This window comes from Brucella pecoris, assembly GCF_006376675.1.
Taxonomy (GTDB): Bacteria; Pseudomonadota; Alphaproteobacteria; order Rhizobiales; family Rhizobiaceae; genus Brucella; species Brucella pecoris.
Map to the genome: position 1 here is coordinate 13185 of NZ_VEWK01000007.1, position 16573 is coordinate 29757.

Consider the following 16573-nt stretch of genomic DNA (forward strand, 5'->3'; position numbering starts at 1 on the left):
TGATCGCTTGCCGCTTATCTGCGGGTCAGGGTCATGAAGCGAACCTGTTCCTCCGCATTCACCTGCATTTCGCCGGTAAAGGTGGTGGTGATGGTCGTCGAACCCTGCTTGCGGATACCGCGCATGGCCATGCACATATGTTCTGCCTCGATCATGACGGCAACGCCACGCGGCTTCAGAATGCGCTGGATGCTGTCGGCGATTTGCGCGGTGATGCTTTCCTGCGTCTGCAGGCGACGCGCAAAAATATCCACGACGCGCGCAATCTTGGAAAGGCCCACCACTTTGTGATCAGGCAGATAGGCAACATGCGCCTTACCAATGATCGGCACCATATGGTGCTCGCAATGCGAATGGAACGAAATGTCCTTTACGAGGACAAGATCGTTATAGCCGCCGACTTCCTCGAACACCGTGCCGAGAACCTCTTCCGGGCTTTCCGTATAGCCTGCGAACAGTTCCTTATAGGCCTTGGCAACGCGCTTCGGCGTTTCCAAAAGACCTTCACGCTCCGGGTCGTCTCCGGCCCAAAGCAAAAGCGTGCGTACAGCGGCTTCTGCATCGGCTTGCGTCGGCTTGCCATGCAAAAGGGCTACGTTTGCCTGCTTGTTGGTTGGCAGGCCGGATTCGTCATCTTCTTTGAGGATGCGAGCGTCCATCAGTATTCTCCAGTAGTCTCCTTCAAGGAGGAGACGAGTTAAACGGACAATACAACGATGCGCTTTGCGAGCGGGCGATGTATTGATCCGGCGCTTAAGGTCACCGGACAGGTTTTCGTGCGACTGCCCCCGGGTCTGTGCTAATGTTACCCATAGCGCAGACGCTACCTGCCTATTATATAGACATTAAATTGCAACTTCAAACCGCAGTCGGACGACAAATTTATGTTTTTCTCCGGCAGAGCGGAAGGTTCGCCGCCATGATTGATGATATTTATAACAAACGCATTCTGGAATTCGCCGGAAACATGGAGCGTCTGGGGCGACTTCCAGAGCCCGACGCAGTTGCCAAGGTGCACTCCAAGCTGTGCGGATCGACCGTTACCGTCTATCTGAAAATGACCGATGGCATTGTGACTGATTTCGCGCATGAGGTGAAAGCCTGCGCACTCGGACAGGCATCCTCCTCCGTGATGGCGCGCAATATCATCGGCGCTTCCGCAGAAGAGCTGAAAGCCGTTCGCGATGAAATGTACAAGATGCTGAAGGAAGAAGGCCCGGCACCGGAAGGGCGTTTCACCGACCTGAAATATTTCGAGCCCGTCCGCGAATACAGGGCCCGCCATGCCTCCACATTGCTTACTTTCGACGCGGTGGTCGATTGCATCCGGCAGATAGACGAAAAGGCCAAAGCTGCCTGATGTGTGCCTGTGGTGAGAACCATAAAGGCGACGGCGCACCGAAACGCTATAGCCGCAATTTCACCGATCCCTGGCGCAAGACACCGGGCAGGCTGATCGGTACGACATTCGTGCGATTCTATCAGGTGACATTGTCATCCCTTATCGGCAATTCCTGCCGCCATCTGCCGACCTGTTCCGAATATACTTATGAAGCGATTGCCCGCCACGGACTGTGGAGCGGTGGCTGGATGGGACTTTTTCGCGTCATGCGTTGCGGACCGTTCGGTACCCACGGTTTCGATCCGGTGCCTCGGACACTTTCCAGCGATCTCAAATGGTATCTGCCCTGGCGGTATTGGCGCTGCTCGGCATCTTAGAGCGCAATGCGCTTTATCGAAAACCGATTCCGGGTTTTCCGAGATATGCGCGGCTGTGAATTCTGACAGTTTTTTGTTAGCTGATTATAATTCATTAAGGATATCAACGTTTCATTGAGAATTGGAATTTAAGGCAGTGCTGTGGTCTTTTTCGGGCCGCAATTTGCCTGCATGTCCCCCCGGCGTCCTTATTCCTGTGAGCTGTTATGCTGAAATCATCGTCCCGCCTTTCTCGTCTCATTGCATCCTTAGCGCTCGGTGCGAGTGTGCTTTGTACGTCGGGGGCGATGGCGAACACGTCCTGGATTGTCTTCGATGCTGATAGCGGGCGAATCCTTGGACAGGACGATGCCAATGTGCAGCGTGCACCTGCTTCACTCGCCAAGATGATGACGCTTTATCTCGCTTTTGAAGCTCTCAAGACCGGCACGTTGCATTGGGACGATGCAATGCCTGTGTCGAAAAACGCGTCTGCGAAAGTTCGCATGAAGCTCTGGCTGAAGCCGGGTGAGACAATCACCGTCCGCGACGCCATCAACGGCATGATCATCGTGTCGGCCAATGATGCGGCGACGGTGATGGGCGAATATTTGGCCGGATCGGAAGCCGCTTTTGGCCGGTTGATGACGCAGCGCGCCCGCCAGATCGGCATGAAGAGCACGTTCTTCGTTAATCCATCGGGGCTGACGGCTAAGGCTACCCAGCTTACGACTGCGCGCGACATGGCTGTGCTTGGCATGTCATTGCGCCGTGATTTTCCGGATCAATATGCACTGTTCTCGCAACGCTCCTTCACCTTCCGTGACCGGGTTCGCAACGGCCACAACAATCTGATGTACCGCTATGGCGGCGTTGACGGCATCAAGACCGGCTATACGGATGTATCCGGCTATAACCTCGTTTCATCTGCCATCATCAACGACAAGCATCTCGTCGGCGTCGTATTGGGTGCCGGATCGGCGCGGCAGCGCGACGACCAGATGGCGAAGCTACTGACGCGCTTCGGTACTGAAAGTGCCGATGCCACGGGGCAGCTCGTTGCAATGGCAAAGCCGCAATCTGCCACAAAGCAGGTAGCTCCGGCTCAGCCAAAGGCTGATGCAGTTGCCGACCTGATCGACGATTCCCGCATCGAGCAGGGCGATGGCGGCTTCCTGATTGCTTCTGCCGCCGCCGGTGCATCGGCCTGGACTATCCAGCTTGGTGCTCCTCCGACACTTGCCGGCGCCAAGGAGCTGCTGGCCAAGTATCGTCCGGCGGTCGACAAGGTCGCGCCGGGCTTGAAAGCTGAAATTTCGCCTGCCGAAAAGCGCCGCAAGGTTTATCGCGCGCGTTTTTCCGGCTTCAAGGATTCGGCATCCGCCGAGAAGGCGTGTACGCAGTTGAAACAACAGAAGATCGACTGCCTTCCAATCCGGAACTGATTGTTTCCCTCCCGACAGGCGCACAACCTGACGCTGTCAGCTTGTCGCGCTTTACTGGTTGGACAAAAGGGATTAGAAGCCAATCTTCATTTTTCATACGCATGAACCCACCCGCAATCGTTGGCGGGACTGGATAAGGATGAATAGAATGTCGAATACCGTTTCCATGCAATTTCCCGATGGCTCTGTGCGTGAATACGATGCGTCGATGACCGGCGCGGGCCTCGCGGAATCGATTTCCAAATCTCTTGCCAAAAAAGCTGTTGCCTATGCCGTCGATGGCACCGTGCGCGATCTCTCCGATCCTCTCGGCGCTTCCGGCAAGATTGAGATTCTGACCCGCGAAGACCCGCGCGCGCTCGAACTCATCCGCCACGATACGGCGCACGTTCTGGCAGAAGCCGTGCAGGAGCTTTTTCCAGGGACGCAGGTTACCATCGGTCCTGTCATCGAAAACGGCTTCTACTACGACTTTGCGCGCAATGAACCGTTCACCCCGGACGATCTCCCTGTGATCGAAAAGAAGATGCGCGAGATTATCCAGCGCAACAAGCCTTTCACCAAGGAAATCTGGTCACGCGAAAAGGCCAAGCAGGTATTTGCCGACAAGGGCGAAGCCTACAAGGTCGAGCTGGTAGACGCCATTCCAGCCGGGCAGGACCTCAAGATTTACTCTCAGGGTGAATGGTTCGATCTCTGCCGCGGCCCGCACATGGCATCGACCGGTCAGATTGGCAATTCCTTCAAGCTGATGAAGGTTGCCGGAGCCTATTGGCGCGGTGATTCAAACAATCCTATGCTGACCCGCATTTACGGCACTGCCTTTGCCAACGACAACGATCTTCAGGCCTATCTCCATATGCTTGAAGAGGCTGAAAAGCGCGATCACCGTCGTCTCGGCCGTGAAATGGACCTCTTCCATTTCCAGGAAGAAGGACCGGGCGTCGTGTTCTGGCACGCCAAGGGCTGGAGAATGTTCCAGAATCTGGTGAGCTATATGCGTCGCCGCCTCGACAGCCATGGCTATCAGGAAGTCAACGCGCCACAGGTGCTCGACAAGTCGCTCTGGGAAACCTCGGGCCACTGGGGCTGGTATCGCGACAACATGTTCAAGGTGACTGTCGCTGGTGACGAAACCGACGATGATCGCGTGTTTGCGCTGAAGCCGATGAACTGCCCCGGCCATGTGATGATCTTCAAACATGGCCTCAAGTCCTATCGTGACCTGCCGATCAAGCTTGCTGAATTCGGCAATGTGCACCGCTATGAGCCTTCCGGCGCATTGCACGGACTGATGCGCGTACGCGGCTTTACGCAGGACGACGCGCACATCTTTTGCACGGAAGAGCAGATGGCTGCCGAATGCCTGCGCATCAATGACCTGATCCTGTCGGTCTATAAGGATTTCGGTTTTGAAGAGATCACCATCAAGCTGTCGACCCGTCCTGACAAGCGCGTCGGTTCGGATGATCTTTGGGATCGTGCCGAGAGCGTGATGATGTCGGTTCTGGAAAAGATCCAGCAGCAGTCGAACAACATCAAGACCGGTATTTTGCCGGGTGAGGGCGCATTCTACGGTCCGAAGTTCGAATATACGCTGAAGGATGCCATCGGCCGTGAATGGCAGTGCGGTACCACGCAGGTGGACTTCAATCTGCCGGAACGCTTTGGCGCCTTCTATATCGACAAGGATTCGGAAAAGCGCCAGCCGGTGATGATCCACCGCGCGATCTGCGGCTCGATGGAACGTTTCCTCGGTATCCTGATCGAGAACTTCGCCGGTCACATGCCGTTGTGGTTTGCTCCGGTGCAGGTTGTCGTTGCCACGATCACTTCGGACGCCGACGAATATGCGGCACAGGCGGCAGCCAAGTTGAAAGCGGCCGGGTTGCAGGTCACAACCGATCTGCGCAACGAGAAGATCAACTACAAGGTCCGTGAACATTCGTTGCAGAAAGTTCCGGTGATCCTCGTCTGCGGAAAGCGCGAAGCCGAAGAAAATACGGTCAATATGCGCCGTCTCGGTTCGCGGGATCAGGAATCCATGACGCTCGATGAAGCCATCGCGCGGCTGGTGGACGAGGCGACCCCGCCCGATCTGCTCCGGCTCAAGAATGGTGGCTGATATTGGAGCGCATCCCGAAAAGTGTGAAACGGTTTTCGGATAAGATGCGCGTCAAAACAAACAGTTAGGCCGCGCATTGCGCGGCCTTTTGCTTTTGCAGACAGCTTAAGTTCAATCCATGCTGTCTTGGACAGATTCGGATTCGCCATTGGCGACGACTTCGACTTCTTCATTCTTGCCGGAAGAAACCTTGAAATCCCGCTGGTAGATGCGGTCCTTGTTCTTGGCGACGGCGACATAATCGCCTTCGATAAGGACCATCGACGAATAAGCGCCAGCACTTTCACGCACCACGTCGCCGGAAGCGTTGAGGATAGACCACGATGTATCGGCAAGCGCTTCGCCGCCACGCTCACGCACAAGTTTCAATGTCACTTCTGCGGCGCGGTGCTGGACGGTCGCCTCGGTCAGCTTTCCGGCTTCCACGCGAATATCGGCACGAATGATGGCGTTGGCTGAACCGTAGTTGGAAACAACATGATAGGTGCCGCTATTGAGGCGAATGACCGTGTTCGGCTTGACGTCGGGCACGATCAGCGAACGATCATTATTGTCTTCGTCGGCATAGATAGAAAACCGCAGGAGATCGTCATTGATCTTGCCGCCATCGGGCAGAATCGCACTGAGCTTCATTCCACCTGCATCGAGCATCATTATTTCATGACGGGTCGCATTGCCGACGGTGATCCGCTTGGTAGCGCCCGCACGCCCGTAGGCGACATGCACCAGATAGCTACCCTCGGGCAGGTTGAAAATAGCACTACCACCCTGTGCGCTGGCGATGAGTGGCAACTGACCGTCAGGCCCGACATCAGGCGAGAATACACGCCAAACAAGCCCTCCAGGGATATCGCGGCCGTTTTCATTCAGTCGCGCCTTGAGATCAAGTTCACGTGTCTGAACGAGCGGGTTGTTCTCTGGGCTGGAGGGGGAGGCGTAAGTGTTCAGCGTAGGGAGATCAAGCGTCGGCTGCGGCAAGTCCGGCAAGCCTGTCGTGGTGCTTTGCAGCAGCGGAATGTTCGTCTGCGGATCAAGCCCCTGAGCTACCGATGGCATCGCACTGATGGAAAGCGCAATCGCCGTAAAAAGCGATCCGCCTTTCAAGGCAATTTTTCTCTTTGGGTAAAACAGGTTCAAGCGATCCGACATACTATATTTTTGAGCCTATGCGGGTGGCGAATTCAAGGCCAAATCGCTTCTGCACCTGCATTTTTCCAACTTCCTTCAATTAATCCAATCCGGATTTTTGACTTTACAGTTCAGGTGCAACGGGCGAGAAGAGGCGGCTCCCGAATAAGTGGAGCAATATACGCAGTATTTAGCGACGAGGTTTCCCGTGTCCCATCCGGTCTTCGATTTTCTGGCACAGCGCAGTTCCACCCCGATTTCGGCCATTTCGGAGCCTGCACCAGAAGGCGAAGAGCTTGCTTCGCTTTTGAAAGTTGCGGCCCGCGTGCCCGATCACGGACGCCTGACGCCCTGGCGCTTCATCCTGTATCGCGGCGCTGCGCGCCTCAAGGTGGGCGAGTATCTGGCCCAGCGTGCCGAAGAAATCGAAGGCCCTATGCCTGAAGGGCGCAAGGAAAAAGAGCTGACACGCTTTTCGCGCGCACCGCTGGTCATCGGCGTTGTGTCATCACCAGTCGCGCACGAACGCATCCCGGAATGGGAGCAATTTCTTTCCGCCGGAGCCGTAGCGATGAACCTTTGCACGGCTGCCAACGCGCTTGGATATGCCAGCAACTGGATTACCAACTGGTACTCCGACGATGCGACCGCCCGTGCCTTTCTGGGGCTGGCCCCCAATGAACGCGTAGCCGGGTTTGTCCATATCGGAACGGCGGAAAACAAGATGCCAGAACGCCCGAGAGCCAATATGGATAATATCGTGACGGAATATTCGGGGCCTTGGGTGCAAGCTTAGGGATGACTGCAACAACGTTTGCTAATTAACGGAAAAACATATGTTTTACGAACCGAGGGAAGGGCACCCGCTGCCCCATAATCCGTTCAAGGCAATCGTCGCGCCACGGCCCATTGGCTGGATCGGAACTCGATCGAAGGATGGCGCACTCAATCTCGCGCCTTATTCCTTCTTCAACGCGATCTGCGACACACCGCCCATGGTCATGTTTTCATCAAGCGGTGAAAAGGACAGCGTTTCATTCATCGAAGAAACCGGCGAGTTCACTGCAAATCTTGTGAGTGATCATTTGAAATCGCAGATGAATGCATCATCTGTCAACGCGCCTCGTGGGATCAGCGAGTTCGAATATGCCGGGCTTACTAAAGCACCGAGCAGGCTCATTGCGGCTCCGCGGGTCAAGGAGGCCTATGCCGCTCTTGAATGTGTTGCGGTAGAAGTCAAGCGGCTGCGGGACAAAGAGAGTAGACTGACCGACAATTATATGGTGATCGGCGAGGTCGTCGGTGTTCATATCGACGAGCAGGTGCTGACCGACGGTCTTGTCGACATCTCGAAAGCCAGGCCTGTCAGCCGGCTTGGTTATATGGATTTTGGCACAACGGAAAGCGTCTACCAGATGTTCCGGCCGAAATGGGAAGATGAGAAATAAAGGCTGATAAAGCATTTCCAGCAAAAGGGTGAAACGGATTTGCTGGAAATGCGTAGAAAACAAATAGGTCGAGCGGTTCTGACTATTCTATCAAAGCAGGAACCGTTCTAACTACAGCCCTTTTTTCTTGGCTTGGCCCCAGATTGCTTCCATCTCATCGAGGGTCGCGGCGTCCAGGTCGCTTCCGGTTTCACCGAGCGTCTTTTCTATGAAATGAAAACGCCGCTTGAACTTCTCATTGGCGGCGACGAGTGCGGTTTCCGCATCGATTTCGAGATGGCGACCCAGATTGACCATGGCAAACAGCAAGTCGCCGTATTCCTCTTCTATATCCGCTGGTTCCTGCGCGGCCATTGCTTCTTTCAGCTCTGCAGTTTCCTCCGCAATCTTGTCGAGGATCGGTGCAGCCTCAGACCAGTCAAAGCCGACTTTCGCAGCTTTCTGCTGGAGTTTCAGAGCTCGAAGCAGGGCAGGGAAGGCTTGCGGAATATCATCCAGAAACCCGTTCTTGTCAGTCGCGTCAAGCCCGAGCTTTGCACGCCGTTCAGCTCGCTCGGCCTTCTCTTCGGCCTTGATGCGGTTCCACGAGCCTTTGGCCATGCCAGCGCTTCTTGCTTCAACATCGCCGAAGACATGCGGATGGCGTCGTATCATCTTGTGCGTGATGGCTTCGACAACATCACCGAATGCAAAGCTGCCTTGTTCTTCAGCCATGCGCGCATGAAACACCACCTGCAACAAAAGATCGCCAAGCTCTTCGCGCAGATCGTCCATATCGTTACGCTCGATTGCGTCGAGCACTTCATATGTTTCCTCAAGCGTGTAGGGCATGATGGATTGGAAGTTTTGTTCCACATCCCATGGACAGCCGGCTTCAGGATCGCGGAGCGCTGCCATGATTTCCAGCAAGCAATCGATATTGCGGGACGGTTTCATCTTCGCTCCATCAAACTTGGCTAATCCGTGGCTGTCAATTCGAGAGAATCGCGCCGGATGGCTTGAAGTCTGTTACTGATTTTGCATAGTCAGCCGGGGATCGCACATCGGGGCGGTATGTTCAACAAGCGGATACATAAACGATGACAATTCTTGTGACTGGCGGCGCTGGCTATATTGGCTCGCACACCTGTGTTCAGCTCATCGAGGCAGGCCACGACGTTGTTGTGGTCGACAATTTTGACAACAGCCACCCGGAAGCCCTGCATCGCATCGAACAGATTACAGGGCGCGCGCCGCGCCGCGAATCCGGTGATATCCGTGATCGCGCTTTTCTTGAGCAAGTGATCAGGCATCACAAATGCACTGCCGTCATTCACTTTGCGGGTCTGAAGGCCGTTGGAGAATCGAGCGAAAAGCCGATGCTCTATTATGATTGCAATGTAGTGGGCACGCTGCGGCTGTTGCAAGCCATGGAAGCAACCGGCGTCAAGACACTGGTTTTCAGCTCCTCGGCCACGGTTTACGGCGATCCGCAGAAATTGCCGATCACCGAGGACCAGCCACTGTCGGCAACGAACCCCTATGGTCGCACCAAACTGGTCATCGAAGACATGCTTCGCGATCTCTACAATGGCGACAATAGCTGGAAGATCGCTATCCTGCGTTATTTCAATCCGGTTGGCGCACATGAGAGCGGCCTTATCGGCGAAGATCCAAAGGGTATTCCGAACAATCTAATGCCCATCATCGCTCAGGTCGCCACTGGCCGTCGCGAAAAACTGAATGTCTGGGGCAACGACTATCCGACGCCCGATGGCACCGGGATTCGCGACTATATCCATGTGGTGGATCTGGCTGCGGGCCATCTGAAGGCACTCAAGAAACTTGATGAGCCGCAATGCTTCTCGGTCAATCTTGGCACGGGGCAGGGCTATAGCGTTCTCGATGTGGTCAAGGCATTCGAGCATGTTTCGAACCGCGAGATCAAATACGAGATTGCGCCACGCCGTCCGGGCGACGTGGCGGAGTGCTATGCCGATCCTAGTTTTGCCCAGAATTTCCTCGGCTGGTCGGCGGAGAAGAATCTGCGCGAGATGTGCCAGGATATATGGCACTGGCAATCGAAGAATCCCAACGGCTATGAATGACCAGATATGGCCAAAATGGCCGACAGTTCCAAACTGTATCTCGAAACTTTGAGCCATTTCCCGACACCGGGAGGATTGAAACTCCTCCCGAGAGGTTTATGAACGAATACAAGCTTGGCTGCCTTATACCTGAAGTGAGTACCGCCCTTCGCGATGCCCACCAGATTGGACGATATGATGCGTTTCCTGCCTGACAAATTCACCAGCATGCTGATCGTGACCATTCTTGTTGCGTCCGTGCTTCCCGTGCGCGGTGACTTTGCAGACTGGTTTGCGCTCGCTACAAAATTCGCCGTCGGGCTGTTGTTCTTCCTGCATGGTGCCCGGCTCTCGCGCGAGGCCGTGGTTGCGGGCATAACGCACTGGAGACTGCATCTGGCAGTATTGTCTTCGACATTCATCCTTTTCCCGATTCTTGGCCTGATGGCAGGCTGGACGGTTCCTGGTTTGTCGCAGTCAGCCTTCTACACTGGTATCCTCTTTCTCTGTGTCCTGCCTTCGACGGTTCAGTCATCCATCGCCTTCACCTCAATTGCAGGCGGCAACGTTTCGGCGGCGATCGTATCGGCTTCCGCGTCGAATATCTTCGGCATGTTCCTCACTCCGCTGCTGGTCGGCCTATTGTTCGCAGTAAAAGGCGGCGGCGGAATATCGATCGACGCGCTGGAATCCATCCTGCTGCAATTGCTTGCTCCATTTGTGCTTGGGCAGATTCTGCAGCCATTGATCGGCAAGTTCATGCGGCGCCACAGCAAAGCGCTTGGCTTCGTTGACCGAGGCTCGATCCTGATGGTCGTTTATCTGGCTTTCAGTGAAGCGGTGGTTGAAGGTCTGTGGCACACAGTGTCGTGGAACGATCTCGGCATGATGGTCGGCGTAAACATCATTCTGCTCGTCGCCGTGCTGCTCGCCACCTGGTATGGTAGCAAATGGCTCGGTTTCAACCGTCCCGACCGCATCACAATCCTGTTCTGCGGATCAAAGAAGAGCCTTGCCAGCGGTGCGCCAATGGCGAGCGCTATTTTCGTCGGCGCGAATGTCGGCAGTATCGTTTTGCCCTTGATGCTCTTTCACCAGATCCAGCTTATGGCCTGTGCTGTGATTGCACGAAAACTGGCGGATCATAAGAGCCACGAAGAGCGTATCACCGCTGCTGCGGAGTAGGGCGCTGGGCAGGAATCGCATTGCCCTATTTTTCAGGAAACAGGAATGTCGTCACGAATCGGGCTCCCCATTTGGGACCGTCTGACGGTGCTTCGGCGTAATATCGCGCGGACGCACCAATGCTGACCCGTTGTTCTCCAAACCTGAAGACCTTCGATATGCCCGCATTGATTGGTACGGTCCATTGCTCTGAAGTCCAGTCATAGGAGGATTCCGATGATAAATTCAGTGCTGTCGTATCGGGAAACGTGTAGGTGAGAAATGGCTGGATAAAGCTCTGGCTGACAGCATCACGGTCGCTATGCCCGGCATAGGACCATATATGGTTGGCCAACGCGCCATAGGTCCAGCCGCCATGTTGTTTAAGGACGACACCGGTAGGGCCAGCGCCCCATTTCCCTGTGCCAAGCTCACTATTGGTAGCAGTTGGCCACAGGAATACCGGACCGAGGCCCCAGGTTATGCCGTCCACAGACTGGGCGGGTGAAAAGAAAAAACTCTGTTCAGTGTCGCTCAGTCCGAAACGGTTGTCGAAACCCGCCGCTGGAGCCTGCTGGTAAACGATTGGAACTATTGTGCGGACAATGAGGTTCCAATCCTCGTTCAGCGACAACGGAATAACAGGCTGAATGTTGAGTGTGTATCGGTAGGAGTCCTTGGGGCCAAAGCAACAGTCATAATTGCTCTGGAATGGGACGCTGATAAGGCTGGAGATCGGATTGGCGAGCTTTTTGGCCAGTTCCTGGTCTGCATCGGCACGCGCATTGCTAGCACCAGCCACAACAGCCACCAAAAAGACGAATGGTTTCAAAGTTAAACTCTGCATCTGAGCCTCATTACGACCAAATAATATATTAATATAAAGATCAGAAAATCATCATTACGCTATCATTCCGATGGTGATTTTCCATTGAATACTTCAATTGTTCACAACTATAACAAGAATATTAGCTTTATCTATTTAAGTATTGGAAGAAATAATCATCTCATGCAGCGCTTGCGAGAACACCTGGATCGGCGTAGGAGAGCGGGCAGGGGTCCTACTCCCGCGATTGCAGGTTTCTGGTCCTCAGATCGAAATATGTTCTAACGAGATTTGCGCAGTTGTTGCGCTGTCTTTGCTCGTTCATCTGTGCAAGACAGGAAAGGCAGAAATCAATGGCTGAAGATGATAGCCAGGCTTTTGATCAGGAAGCTCTTGCAGAAGCCTATAACCGTGCGCTCGCGCTGGAAAAGGCCGGTGATTTCGATGCCGCTGCCAAGGCCTATGAAGATGTTTTGCGGATCGATCCCGAGGATCATGGCGGCGCTACCGTGCGGCTCGCAAGCATGGGGCGCGGCGCTGTCCCGCTCAAGGCTCCGGATGCCTATGTGTCGACGCTTTTCGATCAGCATGCCGAAATGTTCGATACGATCCTTGTCGATCAGCTTGGCTATGACGTTCCGCTGCAACTGCGGGAAATGCTCATCGAGATCAATGACGAGTTTTTCGCAGAACGCATGTTGGATCTGGGCTGCGGCACCGGTCTGTCTGCTGACGCACTCGATGATATGGCCGGGCATAAAACCGGCGTCGATATTTCTGAGAACATGATCGAAGTCGCTTACGAGAAAGGTGACTATCAGGCGCTGTTTGTCGGAGAAGCCGTACGTTTTCTCGAAACCACCGGTGAACCGCAATGGGATCTGATCGTCGCCACCGATGTTCTGCCATATATGGGCGAACTGGACAAATTCTTCACCGGCGTTGCTGCGCATCTGTCATCGGGCGGCCATTTCGGGTTTTCCAGCGAGACGCTCGATGATGCGAGACTTGCGGGTCGTGCATTCATGGTCGGCGACTATCAGCGTTTTGCACACGCACAATCCTATGTGCGGGCAATGCTCGACAACCACGGAATGGATTGCGTACGTTGCGACGATATTGTCGTGCGTAGCGAACAAGGATCGCCAGTTCCAGGGCATCTCTATATCGCTCGGCGTAAATGATAATCCGAACTCCAATAGCGCGCGCAAGAAGCGTGGTTCTCGACGACAGTTTGACAACTATCGCAATGTTCTCCTGTCTGGCTGATACCAATGAGTTCCATAATCTATCTTATGCAACCCAAGCAGGCCCTTGAACCTTAGCTGCTCATGTTGTGCCCTTCATGCTGATCGGACATGCAGCAACTCGTCCCACGTCTTTGATTTCAATCATTTCGAAGAATCGCATGACGTGGGAAATACGATCCGCATCACAGCCAACTGTCTTGGCATCTAAGACCAAAGCATGCGTGTACTGGCGGTCCATATGCGCTATTACCCGGGCGGCGCTGTAATTCGCAAATGGTCGGCAGCGGCATCTTGCTTTTGAGACGGCGAGCGCCATCTCCGGCTCAACGCCCGATGGGAAGGCCCGGATGGGAAAGAAGGTAGATTTAAAGATGTTGGAAGCACGTATCAGAAACACTTCGCTTCGCGATAAAATCATAACCGCAGAACAGGCCGCAAGCCTTATCAAAGACGGTATGATTGTTGGTATGAGCGGATTCACCCGCGCCGGTGACGCCAAGGCTGTGCCAATCGCCATGGCCGCCCGTGCCACAACAGACCCCTTCAAGATCACGCTGATTACCGGCGCATCGCTCGGTCACGACGTCGACAAAATTCTCACCGAAGCACACGTATTGGCGCGGCGCATGCCATTTCAGGTTGACCGAACCCTGCGTTCCGCAATCAATCGCGGCGAGGTGATGTTCATCGACCAGCATCTTTCCGAAACTGTCGAACAATTGCGCTCGAACCAGATCGGCCCTATCGACTATGCAGTTGTCGAGGCCCTGGCGATTACCGAAAGCGGCGGGATCATTCCCACGACATCCATCGGCAATTCGGCAAGCTTTGCCATTCTGGCCGACAAGGTGATCGTTGAAGTGAACCTCAACCAGCCTATGGCACTTGAAGGCTTGCACGATATCTATATTCCAACGAAGCGCCCTTCCCGCGACCCCATACCGGTTACAGCATGCGACAGCCGCGTCGGCCTGCCCTATATTCCGATCCCGCCGGAAAAAATCGCAGGCATTGTCATCACCCAGGAGAACGACAGCGCATCGACCGTAGAGCCTGCCGACGGCGAAACGATTGCCATCGCGAGCCATCTGATCGAGTTTCTGATGCATGAAGTGGCAACCGGGCGTCTCGACCTGACGCTCAATCCTCTACAGGCTGGCATCGGAACCATTGCCAATGCCGTGTTGAATGGTTTTGCCGATAGCCCGTTCCACAATCTTCGCACGTATAGCGAAGTGCTGCAGGACAGCACCTTCGACCTCTTCGATGCCGGAAAACTCGACTTTGCATCGGGATCATCGATCACGCTCAGCCCCGCCTGCGGAGAACGGGTCTTCAACAATATCGACCGTTACCGCGATAAACTCATTCTGCGCCCGCAAGAAATCAGCAACCATCCCGAAGTCATCCGCCGTCTCGGCATTATCGGTATAAACACCGCCTTGGAATTCGATATTTATGGCAATGTGAACTCCACGCATGTCGACGGCACACATATGATGAACGGGATCGGCGGTTCCGGCGATTTTGCCCGCAACGCATTCATCTCGATCTTCGTCACCAAATCCGAAGCCAAAAGCGGCGCGATATCATCCGTCGTGCCCATGGTTACGCATGTCGATCACACCGAGCACGATGTGGATATTCTGGTAACCGAACAAGGTCTCGCCGACTTGCGCGGCCTTGCTCCGCGCGAGCGCGCGCGCGCCATCATTGATAATTGTGCACACCCCGATTATCGCGACCAGCTTAACGATTACTTCGATCGGGCGTGCGCACGTGGGGGGCATACGCCTCACCTGATCGAAGAAGTCTTTAGCTGGCATCAACGTCGTCGCGAGACGGGCAGCATGCGGAGCTGAATACCGGGAATATCCGGTGCCATTCGGTGCTCGTTTGGTTTAAGTTCTTGCTTATAAAGCGGAACCTTCTTTTCCTTGGAACGTTAACTGGCACATCGTTTTTGGATTGGAGACGATGTGCCGGTAGCAGGAGCCCTGCTCTTTCTTCCGGTTACAACGGCTCAATCGGACGACGTGGAGGAACGGTCGTCGGGTGTGAGCAATGCAACCCCAAGTTCCGGGAAGGATCAGACCGCCCATGTCCATCCTCATCAGCCTTCTGATAACAATCCTTGTTATCTTCCTCGTGCTTTATCTCATCAACATGCTGCCTCTGGACGCCAAGGTCAAACAGATCGCTCAAGTTATCGTGATCATCATTGGCATAATTTCACTTCTGAAATATCTGGCGGTCTTCTGATTTTAGCCAACAACAGCCATAATTCCGGAGCGACACAGCTTTGTGGCGTTCCGGAATTATTTACAGTTCTACGCTTACGGTATTTCCTGGCTTATATTAGCTACTTACGATTTATGTCTTATGGAGACGGTTCTTTTAAACATAGTTGTGCTTAATTACATTTCCTCGTAATATATAATCACTATGCTACCTATGATTGTGTCAATAATGGCACTCATAAACAAAAAATTGCAAAAGGCGCATGGTTATATCTTTCCCCTCTCAGGCGTTCCTTTTATAAGGCCCGCAAAATAAAGCCCGTTCATATAGGGTTCAGGCGGGGTCGTTGATCATCCTCACTCAGGGTTGGGAGTGCGAGGGAATGAAGAAGACTGCTCTTTTAAAAGCAGCATTGATAACGCTGTCTGTCGTATTGTTCTCGCTGGGAGCAACGTCAATAGTGGCGTATTCTGCTGGCGTAAGCCCCGGCGTGGTTGCGCTTAGCCTTAGCGCGGGTATTCCCGCAGCTACGGCCTTCCCTTCCCTTGCCTACATTTTTCATCAACACAGCAAGCTGAGGGATGCCTATCTCCAGCTCGAAAAAGCGCATGTCGAACTGCAGGCACGTTCGCGGATCGATCACATGACAGGCCTCCTCAACCGCGAGGCGCTGTTCGAAGCGATGAAGATCAGCCGGTCCCGTATCGAGACCGGCACTTTGCTCGTCGTTGACGCTGACCACTTCAAGGCAATCAACGATACGTTCGGCCACGGCGTCGGCGACCGCGCTTTGAAACTGATTGCTTTCGCGCTTCAGAATGTGACCCGAAAAGGTGATCTTGTCGGCCGCATCGGCGGAGAAGAGTTTTGCGTTTTTCTGCCAGGTGCAAGCGGAGAAACCGGCATGCGTGTTGCGCAGCGCATACGCGCGGAAGTGGAAAACACGCCTTTTCATACGACTGAGTATCAGGTCTATCCGTTGACCATCAGCATCGGCGTCGCCTCGGCGCCAAAGAACGAGACGAACTCACAGGTACTCAGTCGCGCTGATCGATGCCTCTATATGGCCAAGCAGCGTGGACGTAATTGCGTGGTGTTCGATGAGGAAAGCGGGCGACTTGCCAGTACGTCTGTCGTATCGATCGCGGTCGCACGCGAAGTCGCGCGGGGCTAGCGCCAAGC

The 16573-nt window shown here is 54.3% G+C and carries 16 protein-coding genes; 12 read left to right on the plus strand and 4 right to left on the minus strand.

What is annotated here, in order from left to right; all coding sequences use genetic code 11:
• Positions 1-14: 14 nt before the first annotated feature.
• Positions 15-659 (minus strand): GTP cyclohydrolase I FolE, encoded by a 645-nt coding sequence (gene folE, locus FIB18_RS13775; RefSeq protein WP_140021264.1) that lies wholly within the window; start codon positions 657-659, stop codon positions 15-17.
• 260 nt (positions 660-919) lie between these two features.
• Between folE and FIB18_RS13780 the strand changes: the two genes are divergently transcribed.
• From FIB18_RS13780 to thrS, 4 genes are all read left to right on the plus strand, one after another.
• Positions 920-1360, plus strand: coding sequence for an iron-sulfur cluster assembly scaffold protein (locus FIB18_RS13780; RefSeq protein ID WP_140021265.1), 441 nt, complete (start codon positions 920-922; stop codon positions 1358-1360).
• Positions 1360-1719 carry a membrane protein insertion efficiency factor YidD gene (gene yidD, locus FIB18_RS13785; protein WP_140021266.1) on the plus strand — a complete coding sequence of 120 codons (360 nt, stop codon included), beginning with the start codon at positions 1360-1362 and terminating at the stop codon, positions 1717-1719. The genes FIB18_RS13780 and yidD overlap by 1 nt, the downstream gene beginning before the upstream one ends.
• Positions 1720-1925: 206 nt before the next feature.
• Positions 1926-3143 carry a D-alanyl-D-alanine carboxypeptidase gene (locus FIB18_RS13790; RefSeq protein ID WP_140021267.1) on the plus strand — a complete coding sequence of 406 codons (1218 nt, stop codon included), beginning with the start codon at positions 1926-1928 and terminating at the stop codon, positions 3141-3143.
• A 148-nt stretch (positions 3144-3291) separates the two neighbouring features.
• Positions 3292-5268 (plus strand): threonine--tRNA ligase, encoded by a 1977-nt coding sequence (gene thrS, locus FIB18_RS13795; protein WP_140021268.1) that lies wholly within the window; start codon positions 3292-3294, stop codon positions 5266-5268.
• Between the two features lie 111 nt (positions 5269-5379).
• Here the strand turns inward: thrS and FIB18_RS13800 are convergent, their stop codons facing one another.
• A complete protein-coding gene (locus FIB18_RS13800; RefSeq protein WP_407921860.1) occupies positions 5380-6324 on the minus strand; it encodes a hypothetical protein in 945 nt (314 codons plus the stop codon).
• Between the two features lie 280 nt (positions 6325-6604).
• On the opposite strand from FIB18_RS13800, the gene FIB18_RS13805 reads away from it, so the two are divergent.
• Together FIB18_RS13805 and FIB18_RS13810 are read left to right on the plus strand one after the other, a co-directional pair.
• The gene (locus FIB18_RS13805; RefSeq protein ID WP_140021270.1) at positions 6605-7192 is read left to right on the plus strand and encodes a nitroreductase family protein; all 588 of its coding nucleotides are present in this window, start codon (positions 6605-6607) and stop codon (positions 7190-7192) included.
• 40 nt (positions 7193-7232) lie between these two features.
• Positions 7233-7844, plus strand: coding sequence for a flavin reductase family protein (locus FIB18_RS13810; RefSeq protein WP_140021271.1), 612 nt, complete (start codon positions 7233-7235; stop codon positions 7842-7844).
• Positions 7845-7955: 111 nt separating this feature from the next.
• On the opposite strand, the gene mazG is transcribed toward FIB18_RS13810, so the two are convergent.
• Positions 7956-8780 carry a nucleoside triphosphate pyrophosphohydrolase gene (mazG, locus tag FIB18_RS13815; protein WP_140021272.1) on the minus strand — a complete coding sequence of 275 codons (825 nt, stop codon included), beginning with the start codon at positions 8778-8780 and terminating at the stop codon, positions 7956-7958.
• A 143-nt stretch (positions 8781-8923) separates the two neighbouring features.
• Between mazG and galE the strand changes: the two genes are divergently transcribed.
• Both galE and FIB18_RS13825 read left to right on the plus strand, forming a co-directional pair.
• Positions 8924-9931 (plus strand): UDP-glucose 4-epimerase GalE, encoded by a 1008-nt coding sequence (gene galE, locus FIB18_RS13820; protein ID WP_140021273.1) that lies wholly within the window; start codon positions 8924-8926, stop codon positions 9929-9931.
• A gap of 177 nt (positions 9932-10108) precedes the next feature.
• Entirely contained in the window at positions 10109-11095 is a 987-nt protein-coding gene (locus FIB18_RS13825; RefSeq protein WP_140021456.1) for a bile acid:sodium symporter family protein, read from the plus strand.
• A 25-nt stretch (positions 11096-11120) separates the two neighbouring features.
• Here the strand turns inward: FIB18_RS13825 and FIB18_RS13830 are convergent, their stop codons facing one another.
• A complete protein-coding gene (locus FIB18_RS13830) occupies positions 11121-11921 on the minus strand; it encodes a hypothetical protein (protein WP_140021274.1) in 801 nt (266 codons plus the stop codon).
• A 332-nt stretch (positions 11922-12253) separates the two neighbouring features.
• Between FIB18_RS13830 and FIB18_RS13835 the strand changes: the two genes are divergently transcribed.
• The 4 genes from FIB18_RS13835 (at position 12254) to FIB18_RS13850 (ending at position 16565) form a co-directional block, all read left to right on the plus strand.
• Complete coding sequence (locus FIB18_RS13835) at positions 12254-13084, plus strand: class I SAM-dependent DNA methyltransferase (protein ID WP_140021275.1); 831 nt, start codon at positions 12254-12256, stop codon at positions 13082-13084.
• 437 nt (positions 13085-13521) lie between these two features.
• A complete protein-coding gene (locus tag FIB18_RS13840) occupies positions 13522-15012 on the plus strand; it encodes an acetyl-CoA hydrolase/transferase family protein (RefSeq protein WP_140021457.1) in 1491 nt (496 codons plus the stop codon).
• 238 nt (positions 15013-15250) lie between these two features.
• Positions 15251-15412 carry a Thivi_2564 family membrane protein gene (locus FIB18_RS13845; RefSeq protein ID WP_010660091.1) on the plus strand — a complete coding sequence of 54 codons (162 nt, stop codon included), beginning with the start codon at positions 15251-15253 and terminating at the stop codon, positions 15410-15412.
• Between the two features lie 361 nt (positions 15413-15773).
• Positions 15774-16565, plus strand: coding sequence for a GGDEF domain-containing protein (locus tag FIB18_RS13850; RefSeq protein WP_140021276.1), 792 nt, complete (start codon positions 15774-15776; stop codon positions 16563-16565).
• The last annotated feature ends 8 nt before the right edge of the window (positions 16566-16573 follow it).